The following is a 14,401-nucleotide window of genomic DNA, read 5'->3' on the forward strand; positions in this document are numbered from 1 at the left end:
GCGGCCCCGTGATCGTCGCGGGGTGAGGAGGGTCGTCGATGACCGGCACGACACGGGCGTTCCGGGTCGAATCACCCGGGCGGGGGAGCATCGTCGAGGTCCCGCTGCCCGATCCGGGTCCCGACGACGTCCTCGTCCGTACCCTGGCCTCCGCCGTGAGCCGCGGCACCGAGACGCTGGTGTTCCGCGGCGAGGTGCCGTCGAGCCAGTACGAGCGCATGCGCGCCCCCTTCCAGGCCGGCGACTTCCCGGGTCCGGTGATCTACGGCTACCTCGCGGTGGGCGTCGTCGAGCAGGGCCCGGGCGCCGGGCGCACCGTGTTCTGCCTGCACCCCCACCAGGAGCGCTTCGTCGTGCCGGCGTCGATGGTGGTCGAGGTGCCGGACGGCGTCCCGCCCGGGCGCGCGGTGCTCGCCGGCACCGTCGAGACGGCGGTCAACGCCCTCTGGGACGCCGCGCCGCGGGTGGGCGACCGCATCGCCGTCGTCGGTGCCGGGATGGTCGGGGCGTCGGTGGCGGGGGTGCTCGCCAGGTTCCCGGGGGCGCGCGTCGAGCTCGTCGACGTCGACGGATCCCGGCGCGCGGTGGCCGACGCGCTGGGCGTCGGGTTCGCGACCCCGGACGCCGCGGCGGGGGAGTGCGACCTCGTGCTGCACGCCAGCGCCACCGAGGCCGGGCTCGCGCGGTCCCTGGAGCTCCTCGGCGACGAGGGCGAGGTGATCGAGATGTCCTGGTACGGCGAGCGGGCGCCCCGCGTGCCGCTGGGCGAGGCCTTCCACTCGCGGCGCCTGACGATCCGCGCCAGCCAGGTGGGGAAGGTCGCCCCGGCCCGCCGTCCCCGGTGGAGCCTGGGGGATCGCCTCGCGCTCGCCCTGCGGCTGCTCGCCGACGCCCGCTTCGACGCCTTGATCACCGACACCTGCGCGTTCGACGAGCTGCCCGACGTCCTCGCGGCCCTGGCGGCCGGCGAGCGCCGGGGCCTGGGGGTGCGGGTCTCCTACTGAGGTCTCCTACTGGGGCGCGATCTCGACAACCCCGCGACCGCCCACCTACCCTCGTCCTGTGAGTCAACACGCCGTTTCGTCTCACGGGACGCGGGACGAGTGGATCGGCGTGCTCGGGCGTGCCCGGGTGCTGCCGGTGCTGCGGTCGGACTCGGCCGCGAGCGCCCGGGCGCAGGTCGACGCGCTCGTCGGCGCCGGGCTGCCCGCGATCGAGCTGACCCGATCGACCCCCGGGTGGGCCGAGGCCCTGGCCGGCGTGCGGCTCGCGCACCCGCAGCTCTGCCTGGGGCTCGGGACGGTGCGCGACGCCGACGACGTGCGACGGGCCCACGACCTCGAGGTCGACTTCCTGGTCTCCCCGTGGCCGGCCCCCGCGGTCCGCGCCGCCGCCGACGAGCTGGGCGTGCCGCTGGTCGAGGGCGGGTTCACCCCCGGCGAGCTGGCCGCCGCCGCGGCGCACGGGCCGGCCAAGCTCTTCCCGGCCGCGCCCGTCGGGCCGGGCTACCTCCGGGCGCTGCTGCCCGTCCTGCCCGGCGCCCGGGTGCTGCCCACCGGGGGGATCGGGCTCGACGCGGTCCCCGCGTGGCTCGACGCCGGCGCCCACGCCGTCGGGGTCGGGAGCGACCTGCTCCGCGCGCTCGTGGCCGATCCCGCCGGTACCGCCGAGCGGCTGGGCGACCTGGTCGGGGGCGCCCGGTGAGCAGTGACGCCGAGCAGGGACACGACGTCCTCGTCGTCGGCGAGCCGTTGCTGGAGCTCACGTCCGGCGAGCCGCTGGAGACCGCGTCGGGCTTCTCGCTGTCCTTCTCGGGGGACGCGCTCAACGCCGCTGCCGCGGCGGCCGCGGCCGGCGCGGACACGGCCCTGCTGACCCGGGTGGGCGCCGACGCCCTCTCCGCGCGTCTCGTGGCCCGCATCGCCGAGCTCGGCGTGACCCCGCTGGCGCGGGTGGTCGACGACGCCCCGACCGGGGCCTACGTCTCGGCGCACGACCCGGGCGGCGCGGCGGAGTTCGTCTACCTGCGCCAGGGCAGCGCCGCGTCGGGCCTGGTCCCCGACGACCTCGACGCCGCCGCCCTCGAGCGGACCCGGGTGCTGCTGGTCAGCGGCATCACGGCGGCCCTCTCCGCGAGCGCCGAGGAGACGGTGCTGCACGCCGCGCGCACCGTGGCCGAGGCCGGCGGGCGCGTCGTCTACGACCCGAACTTCCGCCCGCGCCTGACGTCGGCGCCGCGGGCGCGGGCGGTCCTCGAGCGGATCGCCCCGTCCTGCAGCGTCGTCACGCCGTCGTGCCCGGGGGACGCGGTGGCGCTCGTCGGGGACGACGACCCGGCCGCGGTGGCCGCGCACGTGCTCGGCCTCGGCGCCGGGGCGGTGGTGGTGACCCGGGGCGAGGACGGCGTCCTGGTGGCCGCCGCGGACGGCGGCGCGCCCACGTGGCTCGACGCGGTCCCGGTGCCGCTGGTGGTCGACCAGACCGGGGCGGGCGACGCGCTGGCCGGCACGCTCGCGGCGCGCCTGGCCGCAGGTGACCCACTCCTCGAGGCGGCACGGCTGGGCACGGCGGCCGCCGCGCTGTCGCTGGCGGGCGCGGGCGGCACCGGTCGGGTGCCGACGCTGGGCGAGACGCGGGCGGCACTGGCGGCCGGCCCGCGCGCCTCCTGAGCCGGTCCGTCGCTCAGCGCGGGGCGCCGAGCAGTTCCGACACGGCGCGCGCCGTGGCCGCCGCCCGCGGACCGACCTCGTCGGCCGCGAGGCTCTCCGGATCGGTGATCAGCTGCGACACGCTCACCGCGCCGATAGCGCGGTCGGTGTGGTCGAAGACCGTGGCGCCGACGCAACGGACCCCGGCCTCGTTCTCCTCGTCGTCGACCGACCAGCCGCGGGCCCGGATGTCGGCGAGGTGCGCGATCAGCGCCGTGGGGTCGGTGATCGTGTTCGGCGTGCGGGCGGGGAGGTCGGCGCGGGCCAGGAGGGCCGCCGCGTCGGCGTCGGTCATCCCGGCGAGGACGGCCTTGCCGATCGCCGTGCAGTGCAGCGGCATCGCCATCCCGACCCGCGAGGCCATCCGGTAGGGCTTGGCGCTCTCGACCTTGGCCACGTAGACCGCCTCGTGCCCGTCGAGCAGGGCCAGGTGCACGGTGGCGCCGGTCCCGCGCTGCAGCGCGACGAGCTCGGGGCGGGCGCGTTCGGCGGCGTCGCTGCGCGCGAGCACCCGCCCGGCCAGGCCCAGGATCCGGGACCCGCCCTGGTAGGTGCCCTGGTCGGTCACGCGCGCGAAGCCCAGGCGGGTGAAGTCCTGCAGGATGCGGTGCACCGTCGACTTGTGGATCCCGGTCGCGTCGGAGATGTCGGCGATGCGCTCGTGCTCGCCGAGGGCGTCGAGGACGGCGAGCGTCTTCTCCACCGCGTTGCTGCCGGACGGTCGGGGCACGGGGCCAGCCTAGGTCGCGGCGGCGGGGTGGCGGAGGCGGTCAGGACGTCAGCCACCGGCCGGCGTCGACGACGACGTCCTCCCCGGTGACGAGGTCCATGTGCAGGAGGCCGACGACGGCCTGGGCGACGTGCTCGGGCCCGACGGTCCGTGCCAGCGGCGCCTGGGCGCGCTCGGCGGCGGCGAGCTCGGCGAAGCGCTCCTCGCCGTGCAGGCCCGTCTGCCACCGCGTCGCCACGGTGCCCGGCGAGACCGCGTTGACGCGGACCCCGGGGGCGAGCGCGCGCGCCAGCCCGCGCGTGAGCTGGAGCAGCGCCGCCTTGCTGACGCCGTAGACGATCGAGGAGCCGCCCGCCCGGTAGGCCGAGACCGAGGCGATGTTGACCACGGCGCCGCCGGCGTCGCGCAGGGCGGGCCCGAGCGCCCGGGCGCAGCGGAACGCGCCCACCAGGTTCACATCGAGCACGTCGTGCCAGATGTCGTCGGTGGCGCCCTCGAGGTCGTCGAAGAGGACCGGCACGGTGGTCCCGGCGTTGTTGACCAGCACGTCGACCCGGCCGTGGGCGGCCAGCACGTGCTCGGCCGCGGCGCGGACGGCCGCGTCGTCGGCGACGTCGAGCGCGAGGGCCTCCGAGCCGTCGGCACCGAGCTCCCGCAGCCGGGCGACGGTGGCGCGGGCGTCGTCGACCGAGCGCGTGTACCCCACGACCACGGCGGCCGCCCCGGCCCGCGCGAGCGCCTCGGCGATCGCCGCCCCGATGCCCGTGCCGCCGCCGGTGACGACGGCGACCGTGCCGGTCAGGTCCATGACGTGTCCTCTCGCGGGGTGCCGTCGGTGACGAGCCGGTCGTGGGCCTCGGTGACGAGCGCGAGGAACTCGCGGTCGTGGCCGAGCTCGGCCGGGACGAGGTCGTCGAGGCCGAGGACCGCACGCACCGGGTCGTCGGTGGCGGCGGCCGCCACCAGACGCGGCGCGTGCGGGTCGCGGGGGAGGGCGGCCGCGTGCCGGAGCGCGTACACCCAGGCGCCCAGCACGGCGGCGATGCCCACCGGCGCACGGCCCGCCCGGCGCAGTTCGAGGGCCGGGGCCAGGAGCCGCGGACCGATCTTGAGTGAGGTGTCGGCGGCGATCTGGGCCAGCGGATGGGCGAGGGCCGGGTCGGCGAAGCGGGCGAGCGAGCTCCGGGCGGTCGCGTCCGGGTCCAGGCGCGGTACGGCGGGCACGGTGGGGACGAGCTCCTCGTCCAGCAGGGCGGTGACGGCGGCGGCGAGCCCGGCGTCGGCCATCGCCCCGGCCACCGTGGTGTGGCCCCGCAGCCCGCCGAGCAGGGCGAGCGCGGTGTGCGGGGCGTTGACCAGCCTCAGCTTGGCCCGGGCCCACGGCCCGGCGTCGGGCACGAGCAGCGCGCCGGCCCGCTCCCATGCCGGCCGGGGCGCCGCGAGGTCGTCGGTGATCACCCACTGCCGGTGGGTCTCGCTGACCACGGACGCCTCGTCGGCCCACCCGAGGTGCTCGCGCACCAGCGCCCGGGCCCGCTCGTCCGGCGACGGCACGATGCGGTCGACGACGGTCGTGGGGAAGCGGACGTGCTCGGCGACCCAGTCCGCGAGCGCCCCGCGTCCGGTGCGGGCGCAGAACTCCGCGACGAGCCCGGCGAGCAGCGGCCCGCCGTCGTCGACGTTGTCGCACACGAGCACCGACAGTCCCGGCGCCCCCGCGGCGGCCCGGTCGCCGAGACCGGCGACGAGGAGGCCGACCACGGTGCGGTGCGGGTCGCCCGCCAGGTCCGCCTGCAGGTCCGGGTCGTGCGCGCGCAGGCGCCGCGTGACGGGGTCGTGGTGGTACCCCGCCTCGGTGACGGTCACGGTCACCACCGTGACCTCGGGGTCGGCGAGCCGCGCCCGCACCGCCGCCGGTTCCTCGGCGGCCACGTGGGCCTCGCGGACCGCGCCGACGATCCGGCCCCGCGCGGTCCCGCCGCCCAGTTCGAGCACCCCGTAGCGCCCGTCCCGGGCCCGCAGCGCGCGGACCACGGCGGGCGAGGAGTGCGCGACCGCCGCGACACCCCACCGCTCGCCGGCGGGGTCGCCCGCGTGCGCGTCCTCGGTGAACACCGCGGTGTGCGCCCGGAAGAACGCCCCGGCGCCCAGGTGGAGCATGCGGACGCGGGCCGGGCGCACCCCGTCGTCGCTCACCTCTCCCGGGCCGCGGCCGGCCCGGGATCGCCCATGGCACGGTCCTTGCCCTCCGGTGCGGCCAGGAACGCCACCAGCGAGATCGCGCAGAGCACCACCATGAACACCGCGACCCACCCGGCGCCGCCCTCCGGGGTGAGCAGGGCCGTCGCCACCAGCGGGGTGAACCCGGCGAGCGCGGCGCCGACCTCGCGGGACGTGGCGAAGCCGCTGTAGCGCACCCGGGCGCCGAAGAGCTCGCTGTAGAACGCGGGCTGCACGGCGATCATCGGCGCCACCCCGAAGGCGGTGGCCACGACCAGGGCGAGCACCACCAGGAGCGGCTCGCGGGTCTCCAGGAGCAGGAAGAACGGATAGATGAACGCCGCCAGGAACACCACGGAGAAGACGTTGAGCGGTTTGCGCCCGATCCGGTCGGACAGGGCGCCGCACACGGGCTGCAGCACGATCACCACGAGTCCGAAAACGATCACGCCGGTCAGCACCGTCGAGCGGGGGATGTCCAGCCGCGTGGTGGCGTAGGAGACGGTGAACGTCGCGAAGAGGTAGACCGCGGCGGTGTCGGCGATGTGCGCCCCGATGCCGATGAGCATGTTGCGCGGGTAGTCGCGCAGCGCCTCGAGCACGGGCATGCGGACCACCTGCCGGCGCGCGAGCATCGCGCGGAACGTCGGCGACTCCTCGACCCGCAGGCGCACGTAGAGCGAGACGGCGATGAGCAGGAAGCTCAGCAGGAACGGCACCCGCCAGCCCCACGACAGCAGATCCTCCTGCGGCAGCAGCGCGACCAGCAGGAACGACACGGTGCCCAGCACGAGGCCGACCTGCACGCCGGTCTGGGCGTACGAGGTGTAGTAGCCGCGGCGCTCGGGCGGGGCGTGCTCGGCGAGCAGCGTGGACGCGCCGCCGAACTCGGCGCCCGCGCCGAGGCCCTGGAGGATCCGCAGCAGCACGAGCAGGACCGGCGCGGCGGCCCCGATCGTCTCGTAGGTGGGCAGCAGGCCGATCACGCCGGTGGACACGCCCATGATCAGGGTGGTGAGGATGAGGGTCTCGCGCCGGCCGATCCGGTCGCCGATGTGCCCGAAGACGATCCCGCCGAGCGGGCGGAAGACGAAGCCGACGCCGAACGTCGCGAACGCCGTCAGGGTGCCCACCACGGGGTCGCTCTGGGGGAAGAACAGCACGTTGAACACCAGCGCGGCGGCCGTGCCGTAGATGAAGAAGTCGTACCACTCGAGCGCGGTGCCGACGAGGGCGCCGAACACGACCCGGCGCAGCGCGGGGCCCCGGGTGGCGACCTGCGGATCGTCGGGCGTGGTGTCGGGGTGGGACTCGGGCTGGGATTCGGGCTGGGACGTGGTCATCGCTGCTCTCCTGCGGTGTGCGGGACGAGATCGTTCAGCGCCGCCCAGGTGCCGGCGGGCACGTCGACGCCGTGGGCCAGGTGGTGGCGCCGGGCCGCCTCCTCGGGCTCGCCGGGGAGCAGGACGCCGTCCGACCCGGGCGCCGGCGGTGTCGCGTGCAGCTCCTCGCGCAGGGCCTCGACCTGCTCGGTGAACCGGGCGAGGGGGGTGAAGCGCGTGACGTCGTGGGCGACGAGCACCGTGCCGTTGGTGCCGTCGTAGCCGGGCTGCGAGGCCGTCCCGGCGCCGGTCAGCAGCCCGCCGACCACGTCGATCATGAGGCTGAGCGCGTAGCCCTTGTGCCCGCCGAACGGCAGGAGTGCGCCGCCGTCGTAGAAGTCCTGCGGGTCGGTGCTCGGGGCCCCTGCGGCGTCGACCAGCACGTCGGGGGCGACCTGGTCACCCCGCGCGCGGGCCACGGCGAGCTTGCCCTCGGCCGACGCCGAGGTGGCCCAGTCGAGCACGAGCGGCGGGGCGCCGTCGCCGGCCGGGGCCGCCCAGGCCAGCGGGTTGGTGCCCAGCCGGCGCCCCCGCCCGCCGTACGGGGCGACGGTGGCGTCGGCGTGGCAGAAGGCCGAGGCGACCAGGCCGCGCCGCGCGAGGTCTTCGACGTACTCCCCGAGCCGGCCCACGTGGTTGCACCGCCGGATCGCGACGATCGCCGTGCCGTGCTCGGCGGCGCGCTCCGCGGCGACGTCGACCGCGCGCCGGGCGGCGGGCTGGCCGAAGCCGTAGTGCCCGTCGACGACGGCGGTGGCGCCGTCCGCGGTCTCCACGCTCGCCCTGGCGCCGGGGACGATCTGGCCGCTGCGGACGAAGGCGGCGTAGGGCTCGAGCCGGCGGACGCCGTGGGAGCCGTGGCCGGCGAGGTCGGCGCCCACGAGCGATCCGGCGACGACCAGCGCGAGGTCGGCGGGTGTCCCGAGGCCCTCGAGCACCCGGAGGGCGAGTCGTTCGAGCTCCGCCGCGTCGACGCGGACCACCTCGTCCACGGCACCTCCACGTTTCGTCTCATGGAACAGCGTTCCGTCTCACGTGCAGCGTAAGGCCAGGATTCGGACGAGGGGAAGAGTCGGCGGGCACGGGTCCCGGTGGCAGCGAGGTCGCAGCGAGGTCGCAGCGAGGTCGCTGCGAGGCGGCAGCGAGGCGGCAGCGAGGTCGCAGCGAACGCGCTGTTCGCTGCTTCTATGCGCGCGAACTCCCCGTTCGTAGGCTGCGCACCATGCCGCGCTACGAGTTCCGCTGCCGAACCTGCGCGTCGACGTTCGAGGTCGACCGGCCGATGAGCGCGGCGAGCGACCCGGCGCCCTGCCCCACCGGTCACGACGACACGGTGAAGCTGCTGAACACCGTCGGTCTCGGCGGCAAGGCGCGGACGGCCCAGCCGACCGGGACGCCGCGGGCCATGGCCTCGCCCCCCGGCGGTGCCGGTGGCGGTGGCGGCTGCTGCGGCGGGGGTTGCTGCAGCTAGTCGTCCCCGGTGCGGCGCGAGTGACGCGTCGGCGACCGTGCGTCGAGTGCCGTCACCGGTTCGGCCCAACCCCGGTCCGCTTGACGACACCGACGTTGCCTACAGTCACGTGGCCCGGTTCTCTGTGTCGGTGAGCACCAGGCAGGGCGGCGGTGTCCTCACCGTCCACCGTCACCCTCCGTCGTTCCGTCCTCGGGAGACCGTCATGTCCGTGACCACCTCGTCGGCGCCCGCCACGGGCCGCGTCCCCCGGCCGGTGCGCGTGGTCTCCCGCATCCCGGACGCTCCGGTGCCCGAGGTCCGCTCCCTGCCGGTCGCCGCGCCGTCGTCGCCCGACGCCTCCTGGCGCGGGCGCCTGCTCGGCGACCTCTGGCTCTTCCTCACCGTGCTCGCCGTGGGCCTGGTCGTCGCGGTGGTCGCCGCGCTGATCTGAGCGGGCTGATCTGATGGGGCGCGTACCCGTCGACGAGGAGTCCGCATGTTCGCCGTCACCGTCCGCGACCACATCATGATCGCCCACAGCTTCACCGGGGCGGTGTTCGGACCGGCGCAGGCGCTGCACGGCGCGACGTTCGTCGTCGACGCGACGTTCCGGCGGGCCGAGCTCGACGCCGACAACATCGTCGTCGACATCGGTCGGGCCACCGAGGAGCTGCACACCGCCCTCGCCGACCTGACCTACCGCAACCTCGACGAGCACCCCGACTTCGCGGGCGTCAACACGACCACCGAGTACCTCGCGAAGGTCATCGCCGAGCGTCTCGCCGCCCGCGCGGGCGACGGGAGCCTGGGCGACGGCGGCCGGAGCCTCGCGGGCATCACCGTGACCCTGCACGAGTCGCACGTGGCGTCGGCCGGCTACGAGCTGACGCTCTCCTGAGCGCGCCGGCGACTCAGCGCCGGATCTGCACCTCGTCACCGATGTCGAGGGCCGCGAACACCGCGCGGGCGTCCTCGACCTCGAGGTGGATGCACCCGTGCGACGTGCCGGCCGTGTCGCCGCTGTGGAACGCCCGGCCCTCGTCGTCGAAGAAGAGCGAGTACGGCATCGGCGCGTCCTGGTTCTCCTGGCTGACGTGGTGGCGCTCCTTGCGCTGCACCGTCGTCGTCCCGGTGGGCGTCGGGTCCTCGGGCGAGCCGGACGTGATCGCCATGGCGTCGCCGGTGGCGACGCCGTCGTCGGCGAGCCACGCCTTGCGCTCGCTGAGGTCGACGCAGACGTCGGCGGTGTCGGTGCAGGGGACGGCGTCGCCCTGACCCACGGCGGTCGGGGCGGGAGCGGCGAGCGCGAGGGGCGAGGCCCCTACGGCGCTGACGGCGGCCAGTCCGATCGGTGCGAGGACCGCTCGCGCGGTGCGGGCACGGTCGGACGTCCGGCGGTGCCGGGCCATCGGGGGACTCCAAGTCGTCGGGGTCGACGGTCGGCCGTGGTGGATCGGCGGGGACCGTCTCACGGCGGTGTCCCGGGCGATCGGCATGGGGGAGCCCACGGCGTCGGTCACCTCCCGGGTAACCCGCAGCCCGGCGGTCGACGCATCGACGGCACGCTTTCCCTCCCACTCGATCAGGTGACGAGCGCGCGTTCACGCCCGGCTCCGACGGCCCGAGGAGGTCGTCACCGTCACCACCACCCCGCCGCCGGGTCCCCCGCACCGAGGTGGGGCTGCTCACATGCGCGGAGCGCTCCCCGCGATGTCGGCGACGTGGTGGACGCCCTCGTGCGCGGCCTGGCGCAGCAGCCACCGGGCGGTCCGCTCCTCGTGGGGCAGCCGGGTGACGGTCCGGTCCCAGTCGGCGGCGCCGTAGCGCGCGACCTCGTCGAGCAGGCCGGGTGTCACGAGGTCGAGCTCGTCGAGCACCGCCGCGACGTCGTGGCGGTCGTAGCGGAAGCGGCGCACGCGCAGGTCGTTGTAGACCGGCTCCAGGGCCGGCCGGTCCTCGGTGCGCGCCCGGTGCAGCCGGATCGTGAAGGCCATCGCCACGTCGCGCAGGTGGCAGACGTACTCGGCGACCGACCACACGTCCTCGCGCGGCCGGCCGTGACGCCGCTCCGGCGGGATCGCCGCCACCGCCGCCCGCACGCGGGCCGGCACCGACGCCGCGACCGCCGCCGCCTCCTCGACCGGCACCTCGGCGAAGCGCCAGCCGCAGGGCGCGCACACGTGGTCCTCGGCGGCGAGGTGCGGCAGGCTCACGTCCCGCACCGTAGGCATGCTGGGGCGGTGCGCGCGGTGAGCTTCGTCAGACCGGTCGCGGACCCCGCGCTCGTCAGCGGGGGCGACGTCTACGACGCGCGGGTCATCGAGGGGCTGCGGGCCGACGGCGTGGCCGTGCGCGGCGTCCAGGTCGCGGGCACCTGGCCGCGACCGGACGACGCGGCGCGCCGGGAGCTCCACGCGGTGCTCGCCGACGGCGACGGCCCGGTGCTGCTCGACGGGCTGGTGGCGTGCGGGGTGCCGGAGATCGTCGTCCCGCACGCCGCGCGCCGTCCGCTCGCCGTGCTCGTGCACCTGCCCCTGGGCGAGGAGGCGCCCGACCTCGACGCCGGCGAGGGCGCGGTGCTGCGCGCCGCCGGGGCCGTGCTCGCGACGAGCCCCTGGGCCGCGCGGCGGCTCCACGAGCGGCACGGCCTCGACGACGTGGTCGTCGCCGTCCCCGGCGTCGATCCCGCCCCGCTCGCCACCGGGACCGACGGCGTCCACCGCCTGCTCTGCCTCGGCGCCGTGACGCCCACCAAGGGGCAGGACCTGCTCGTCGAGGCGCTGGCCGAGCTGCCCGAGCACCCGTGGACCCTCGACCTCGTCGGCCCCACCCGGCGCGCCCCCGCCTTCGTCGCCGACCTGCGTGCCAGCATCGCCCGGCACGGTCTGGGGGACCGCATCCGTCACGCGGGCCCCCTCTCGGGCGTTGAACTGGACAGGACCTGGGACGCCACCGATCTCCTCGTCGCGCCCTCGCGGGTGGAGACGTACGGGATGGTGGTGACGGAGGCGCTCGCGCGGGGCATCCCCGTGATGGCGAGCGACGCCGGCGGGCTGCCCGAGACCCTCGACGGGGCCGGAATCTTAGTTTCCGCTGAGGATGTTCCCGCACTCGTCGCAGGGCTACACCGCTGGTTCGCCGATGCGGCGCATCGCAATGGGCGACGGATCTCAGCGAGATCTCGGCATTGCACTCTTTCGACGTGGACGCAGACCTCGCGACGGGTGCAGCAGGTGCTGGCGGACCTGCGCGCCCCGAGCTGAGCGGGGAGTTCCCCGGCCCCCGCCACCCCGCCCCGGGCCACTCCCGGCCCGGCGCCCCCGCGGCGCCCGACTGGCTCGCCCTGCGCGAGCCCGCCGACGCCGAGGCCCGCGCGATCGACCTCGTCGAGGACCTCCGCGCCGGTCACCCCGCCGTCGGGCGGATCCTCGACCTCGGCTCCGGCACGGGATCGATGGCGCGCTGGCTCGCGCCCCGCCTGCCCGGCCCGCAGCACTGGGTGCTCGCCGACCGCGACCCCGACCTGCTCGCCCACGCCGCCGCGAACCTCCCCGACCGGGCCCGCGACGGCTCGCCCGTCACCGCCGAGACCCGCGCGGTCGACGTCACCACGCTCACCGCCGAGGACCTCGCCGGGATCGACCTCGTCACCGCGTCGGCCCTGCTCGACGTGCTCACCGCCGAGGAGGTCGAGGCCGTCGCCGCCGCCTGCGTCGGTGCCGGGTGTGCGGCCCTGCTGACGCTCAGCGTCGTCGGCCAGGTCCGTCTCGAGCCCGCGGAGGCGCGCGACGTCCCCATGGCCGCGGCCTTCGACGCCCACCAGCAGCGGGTCGTCGACGGCCGCCGGCTGCTCGGCCCGTCCGCCCCGGACGTCGCGGAGCGGGCCTTCGCCCGTCGCGGCGCCCACGTCGTCTCCCGGGTCAGCCCCTGGCAGCTCGGGCTCGACGACGTCGACCTCGTCGTCGCCTGGCTGCACGGCTGGGTGTCGGCGGCCGTCGCGCAGGACCCCGACCTCGCGCGGCACGCCGACGCCTACCTCGACCGACGCCTCGATGCCGCCGAGCAGGGCCGGCTGCGCGTCCACGTCGGCCACCTCGACCTGCTGGCCCTCCCCTGACACCCCTGCCCCAACCCCACCGCACCCCACGTACGACCCCGGACCACCCGCTCCCCAGCTCCCCACTGGACTGATTCGACGTGACGCTCCCCGCGCCCGTGACCTGCTCGACCCCACCCCCGACGACCGACGTCCCCGCTCCCCGGACCAGCCCCGAAGCCGTCCCGACTCTTTCCCCGAACGTGCTCCCGGCGCGTCGCCGCATCCCTCACCTCGGCACGGTGATCAGGCTCGTCGTCGGCCTCGGCCTGCCCCTCCTGCTCGTCGTGCGCCTGGGCGCCGGCGGCGTGGTCGAGGCGCTCGCCGGGATCTCCGGGCCGGTGGTCGCCGCCGCGCTCCTGCTCGGCGCGCTCACCACCGCCGCGGGTGCCGCCCGCTGGTGTGTCGTCGCCCGCGGCGTCGGGCTGACGCTGCCGCTGGGCGAGGCCACCGCCGACGCGTACCGCGCGACGCTGCTCAACTCGCTGCTGCCCGCCGGCGTGCTCGGCGACGTGCACCGCGCCGTGCGCCACCACCGTCCGGGCGACGGGCGCGGCGCGCGGGCCGTGGTGATCGAGCGTGTCGCCGGCCAGGTCGTGGTCGTCGCCGTCGGCGCCGCCGTGCTGTTCGCGCAGCCCGCCGTGGTGCACGCCGTCGTCGGCCCCGGGCTCGGCTTCGTCGCGGCCGGCGTCGTCCTCCTCGTCGCCGGCGTCGTCGGCTGGCTCTGGACCGCCCGGCGCGCGGCGCGGTGGCGCCTCGGGCTCGTCGCGGCGATGCGCGACGTCCGCGAGGGGCTCGGCCGCTGGCGCACCGCGCCCGCCGTCGTCCTGCTGTCGCTGGTGGCGCTCGCCGGGCTGCTCGCGCTGTTCGTCGTCGCCGCCCGCACCGCCGGGGTCACCGCACCCCTGGGGCAGCTGCTCCCGCTCGTCACGGTGGCGCTCCTGGCGATGTCGGTGCCCCTGACCGTCGGCGGCTGGGGCCCGCGGGAGGCCGTCGCGGCCGTCGCGTTCGCCGCCGTCGGCCTCGCCCCGGGTCAGGGGCTCGCGACGGCTGTCGTCTACGGCGTCCTCGCCCTGATCTCGTGCGCCCCCGGCGCCCTGGTGCTGCTCGCGGACGCTGCTCGTCGCCCGAATGCGCGGCGGATGCCCGCTCCGGCGGCACTACCGTGGCGTAGGTGCTCACCCTCGTCCGCCATGGTCAGAGTGAGGCCAACGCCCGCGGGCTGATGTGCGGGCGGGCCGACCCGCCGCTCACCGAGACCGGACGGCGGCAGGCCCGCGCCCTCGCCGCGGGGCTCCCGCGGCCCACGCGGCTGGTGACCAGCCCGCTCGTGCGGGCCCGCGAGACCGCGGCGCTCCTCGGGGCCGAGGTGCCCGTCGAGGTCGACACGCGGTGGACCGAGATGGACTACGGCGAGCTCGACGGCCAGCCCATGACGGCTCTCGACGGCGACGCCTGGCACGCCTGGCGCTCCGATCCCGAGCACGTGCCGGCGGGCGGCGAGTCGCTCGTGGCGGTGCGGGACCGCGTGGCCGCCGCGTGCCTCGACCTGGCGGCGGAGGCGGCGGAGGGCGAGGTGGTGGTGGTCAGCCACGTCTCGCCGATCAAGGCGGCGATCAGCTGGGCGCTCGGGGTCGGCATCGAGATCGCGTGGCGGACGTTCCTCGTCGACGCCGCGGTGTGCCGCATCGACACCAGCGGGCCGGTGCCGCTGCTGCTCGCCGTCAACGACGCGGGTCCCCTCTACGCGGGGACGGAGCACGCGGGGACGGAGCACGCGGACACGGGGCTGCCGGCCTGACGTTCCGGCCC

The 14,401-nt window shown here is 76.5% G+C and carries 17 protein-coding genes; 10 read left to right on the forward strand and 7 right to left on the reverse strand.

The window, feature by feature from the left end; all coding sequences use genetic code 11:
• Window positions 1–38: 38 nt before the first annotated feature.
• The 3 genes from OG774_RS25750 (at window position 39) to OG774_RS25760 (ending at window position 2,669) form a co-directional block, all read left to right on the forward strand.
• A complete protein-coding gene (locus OG774_RS25750; protein WP_328305172.1) occupies window positions 39–1,004 on the forward strand; it encodes a dehydrogenase in 966 nt (321 codons plus the stop codon).
• Window positions 1,005–1,113: 109 nt separating this feature from the next.
• Complete coding sequence (locus tag OG774_RS25755) at window positions 1,114–1,704, forward strand: bifunctional 4-hydroxy-2-oxoglutarate aldolase/2-dehydro-3-deoxy-phosphogluconate aldolase (protein ID WP_328305173.1); 591 nt, start codon at window positions 1,114–1,116, stop codon at window positions 1,702–1,704.
• The gene (locus tag OG774_RS25760; RefSeq protein ID WP_328305174.1) at window positions 1,701–2,669 is read left to right on the forward strand and encodes a sugar kinase; all 969 of its coding nucleotides are present in this window, start codon (window positions 1,701–1,703) and stop codon (window positions 2,667–2,669) included. Before OG774_RS25755 ends, OG774_RS25760 begins: the two co-directional genes overlap by 4 nt.
• A 13-nt stretch (window positions 2,670–2,682) precedes the next feature.
• Here OG774_RS25760 and OG774_RS25765 read toward each other — a convergent pair whose 3' ends face one another.
• Genes OG774_RS25765 through OG774_RS25785 form a run of 5 tightly spaced genes read right to left on the reverse strand, consistent with a single transcriptional unit; the run spans window position 2,683 to window position 8,032 of the window.
• Window positions 2,683–3,438 (reverse strand): IclR family transcriptional regulator, encoded by a 756-nt coding sequence (locus OG774_RS25765; RefSeq protein WP_328305175.1) that lies wholly within the window; start codon window positions 3,436–3,438, stop codon window positions 2,683–2,685.
• A 40-nt stretch (window positions 3,439–3,478) separates the two neighbouring features.
• Window positions 3,479–4,246: an SDR family NAD(P)-dependent oxidoreductase gene (locus OG774_RS25770; RefSeq protein ID WP_328305176.1), complete on the reverse strand. Its 768-nt coding sequence runs from the start codon at window positions 4,244–4,246 to the stop codon at window positions 3,479–3,481.
• Complete coding sequence (locus tag OG774_RS25775) at window positions 4,237–5,634, reverse strand: mannitol dehydrogenase family protein (protein ID WP_328305177.1); 1,398 nt, start codon at window positions 5,632–5,634, stop codon at window positions 4,237–4,239. The genes OG774_RS25770 and OG774_RS25775 overlap by 10 nt, the downstream gene beginning before the upstream one ends.
• Window positions 5,631–7,001 (reverse strand): MFS transporter, encoded by a 1,371-nt coding sequence (locus tag OG774_RS25780; RefSeq protein WP_328305178.1) that lies wholly within the window; start codon window positions 6,999–7,001, stop codon window positions 5,631–5,633. Before OG774_RS25780 ends, OG774_RS25775 begins: the two co-directional genes overlap by 4 nt.
• A complete protein-coding gene (locus OG774_RS25785) occupies window positions 6,998–8,032 on the reverse strand; it encodes an Ldh family oxidoreductase (protein WP_328305179.1) in 1,035 nt (344 codons plus the stop codon). The genes OG774_RS25780 and OG774_RS25785 overlap by 4 nt, the downstream gene beginning before the upstream one ends.
• 230 nt (window positions 8,033–8,262) lie before the next feature.
• Between OG774_RS25785 and OG774_RS25790 the strand changes: the two genes are divergently transcribed.
• The 3 genes from OG774_RS25790 (at window position 8,263) to OG774_RS25800 (ending at window position 9,391) form a co-directional block, all read left to right on the forward strand.
• Complete coding sequence (locus tag OG774_RS25790) at window positions 8,263–8,511, forward strand: FmdB family zinc ribbon protein (RefSeq protein ID WP_328305180.1); 249 nt, start codon at window positions 8,263–8,265, stop codon at window positions 8,509–8,511.
• 205 nt (window positions 8,512–8,716) lie between these two features.
• Entirely contained in the window at window positions 8,717–8,944 is a 228-nt protein-coding gene (locus tag OG774_RS25795) for a hypothetical protein (protein ID WP_328305181.1), read from the forward strand.
• Window positions 8,945–8,989: 45 nt separating this feature from the next.
• Window positions 8,990–9,391 carry a 6-pyruvoyl trahydropterin synthase family protein gene (locus OG774_RS25800; RefSeq protein WP_328305182.1) on the forward strand — a complete coding sequence of 134 codons (402 nt, stop codon included), beginning with the start codon at window positions 8,990–8,992 and terminating at the stop codon, window positions 9,389–9,391.
• A gap of 13 nt (window positions 9,392–9,404) precedes the next feature.
• Here OG774_RS25800 and OG774_RS25805 read toward each other — a convergent pair whose 3' ends face one another.
• Both OG774_RS25805 and OG774_RS25810 read right to left on the reverse strand, forming a co-directional pair.
• Window positions 9,405–9,902 carry a L,D-transpeptidase gene (locus OG774_RS25805; protein WP_328305183.1) on the reverse strand — a complete coding sequence of 166 codons (498 nt, stop codon included), beginning with the start codon at window positions 9,900–9,902 and terminating at the stop codon, window positions 9,405–9,407.
• Window positions 9,903–10,178: 276 nt separating this feature from the next.
• Complete coding sequence (locus tag OG774_RS25810; protein WP_328305185.1) at window positions 10,179–10,706, reverse strand: DinB family protein; 528 nt, start codon at window positions 10,704–10,706, stop codon at window positions 10,179–10,181.
• A gap of 36 nt (window positions 10,707–10,742) precedes the next feature.
• Here OG774_RS25810 and OG774_RS25815 point away from each other — a divergent pair, with 36 nt between their 5' ends.
• The 4 genes from OG774_RS25815 (at window position 10,743) to OG774_RS25830 (ending at window position 14,390) form a co-directional block, all read left to right on the forward strand.
• Entirely contained in the window at window positions 10,743–11,756 is a 1,014-nt protein-coding gene (locus OG774_RS25815; RefSeq protein WP_328305186.1) for a glycosyltransferase family 4 protein, read from the forward strand.
• A gap of 80 nt (window positions 11,757–11,836) precedes the next feature.
• Entirely contained in the window at window positions 11,837–12,610 is a 774-nt protein-coding gene (locus OG774_RS25820; RefSeq protein WP_442874013.1) for a class I SAM-dependent methyltransferase, read from the forward strand.
• A 221-nt stretch (window positions 12,611–12,831) separates the two neighbouring features.
• Window positions 12,832–13,815, forward strand: coding sequence for a lysylphosphatidylglycerol synthase transmembrane domain-containing protein (locus OG774_RS25825; RefSeq protein WP_328305188.1), 984 nt, complete (start codon window positions 12,832–12,834; stop codon window positions 13,813–13,815).
• Window positions 13,764–14,390, forward strand: coding sequence for a histidine phosphatase family protein (locus OG774_RS25830; RefSeq protein ID WP_328305189.1), 627 nt, complete (start codon window positions 13,764–13,766; stop codon window positions 14,388–14,390). The genes OG774_RS25825 and OG774_RS25830 overlap by 52 nt, the downstream gene beginning before the upstream one ends.
• Window positions 14,391–14,401 lie beyond the last annotated feature (11 nt).

The organism is Actinomycetospora sp. NBC_00405 (assembly GCF_036044095.1).
In the GTDB taxonomy this organism is placed as follows: domain Bacteria; phylum Actinomycetota; class Actinomycetes; order Mycobacteriales; family Pseudonocardiaceae; genus Actinomycetospora; species Actinomycetospora callitridis.